This is a genomic window from Streptomyces sp. NPDC002513, from assembly GCF_053595355.1.
This window is the reverse complement of record NZ_JBSFXK010000148.1, coordinates 1-1,951: the sequence shown is the minus strand read 5'-3', so window position 1 is coordinate 1,951 and position 1,951 is coordinate 1. Positions and strand designations below refer to the sequence as shown.

1 protein-coding gene is annotated in these 1,951 nt (G+C 62.5%); it reads left to right on the top strand.

Annotated features, from left to right (window positions below; all coding sequences use genetic code 11):
- Window positions 1-595: 595 nt before the first annotated feature.
- Window positions 596-1,885: a group II intron reverse transcriptase/maturase gene (ltrA, locus tag ACWD5Q_RS35385; protein ID WP_451431169.1), complete on the top strand. Its 1,290-nt coding sequence runs from the start codon at window positions 596-598 to the stop codon at window positions 1,883-1,885.
- The last annotated feature ends 66 nt before the right edge of the window (window positions 1,886-1,951 follow it).

Sequence of the window (1,951 nt, the reverse complement as noted above, 5' to 3'; positions counted from 1 at the left end):
GTGCGCCACGAACACAACAGGAGGTTCCGATGTAGACGGAAGCTCTTGACGTGATGCTGCACTGGTGATGGAGGTGGGCCCTCCGGGATCGCCCACGCAGGGGGAGATCCCAAACCACCGCAGGTTGCTCCGGTGAATGAGCCGGGGTGATGAGCACTGCGGAAAAGGCGCACGAGATGCGTCAGGTGCGTGCCGAGAAGGCGAACGTGAGTGAACCACTGCTGAAGTGTCGTAAGCGTATGAGTGGTTGCCGAAACCGGGGTCCAGTTGTTGCCCCGGGACAAGTCTGGCGGGTTCCTGTATTCCTGGCCAGGTGGCGGCCCGGCATGAAGGTGGCGCGAGCTCGGTGACAGGCACCAGTGCGGAACGTGGGAACCCCTCGCCGCGATGCTGCCGCCGGTCAGGTTGAAGGCCGGTTTTGGCGATAAGGGAGAACCCCAAGCAGCTGAAACTGTGAGGGGCTGAGTACCGATGCGTGGCAGGGGGGCGGACCGCCTCGTAGTAGTGATGAAGTCTCTGTAATGGGGGCGGAGCGAAGGGGGCGGGTTGTCCCGATCTTGTTTGGTGGTCAACCGGAATTCTCGGGAGGAGCCAGGTGAACAGATCAAGGCCGCAGGCCGAGGTCAAGACGTTTTACATTTCCAAGTCGATAGTGTGGGAGGCTTATCTGAGGGTCAAAGCCAATCGGGGTGCACCGGGGGTGGACGGCGTTTCGATCGGGCAGTTCGAGCAGAACCTCAAGGGGAATCTGTACAAGCTGTGGAATCGCATGTCGTCTGGCTCGTATTTCCCTCCGGCGGTGAAGGCCGTGGAGATCCCCAAGGCGGGCGGGAAAGGTGTCCGTGTGCTTGGGGTGCCCACTGTGGCTGACCGGATCGCCCAGACGGTGGCCGCTATGTACCTGGAGAGGCGGGTGGAGCCTGTGTTCCACCCGGACTCCTATGGCTACCGGCCGAGGCGGTCTGCGCTGGACGCGGTGGAGACGTGCCGGCGACGCTGTTGGCGGAACGACTGGGTGGTCGATCTCGACATTCGAGCGTTCTTCGACAGCGTGGACCATGAGCTGATGCTCAAGGCCGTCGAGCGGCATGTTGACGCGGACGGGAAGTGGGTCCTCCTTTATGTCAAGCGGTGGCTGGTGGCGCCGCTGGCGAAGGCGGACGGTTCGGTGCAGCAACGGGATCGCGGGACTCCCCAGGGATCGGCGATCTCGCCCGTGCTGGCGAATCTGTATCTCCACTACGCGTTCGATGCGTGGCTCGGGCGGGAGTTCCCGCACATCACGTTCGAGCGGTATTGCGACGATGCGGTGATTCACTGCCGCAGCGAGCACCAGGCCCGCCGTGTGCGGGACGCGCTCGCAGCGAGATTGGCGCAGGTCGGTCTGGAGCTGCATCCGGACAAGACGCGCATCGTGTACTGCAAGGACGCTGACCGACGAGACTCGTACGAGCACACGTCGTTCACGTTCCTCGGGTACACGTTCCGGCCGAGACTGGCCAAGAACCGGTATGGGAAGCACTTTGTGAACTTCCTGCCCGCGGTCAGCAAGGAGGCGATCAAGGCGATGGGCAAGGAGATGCGTTCCTGGCGCATCGCTCAACGCAGTGATAAGTCCCTGATGGACCTTGCACGGATGTTCAACAGCGTCGTGCAGGGATGGATCAACTATTACGGACGCTTCTACAAGTCCATGTTGTATCCCCTCCTCCGGCGCATCAACCGCATGTTGGTGGGCTGGGCTTGCCAAAAGTACAAACGACTACGCCGCCGGGAGAAACGCGCGGGAGAACTACTGGCTGGCACGGCCCGCCGGTATCCCAACATATTCGCCCACTGGCGGTTCGGCCTCAAACCTGATGGCTGGGCAACGGGAGCCGTGTGAGTCGAGAGGCTCCCGCACGGTTCTGCGAGCGGCGGCGGGTGAGATTCCCGCTGCCGACTCACCTCG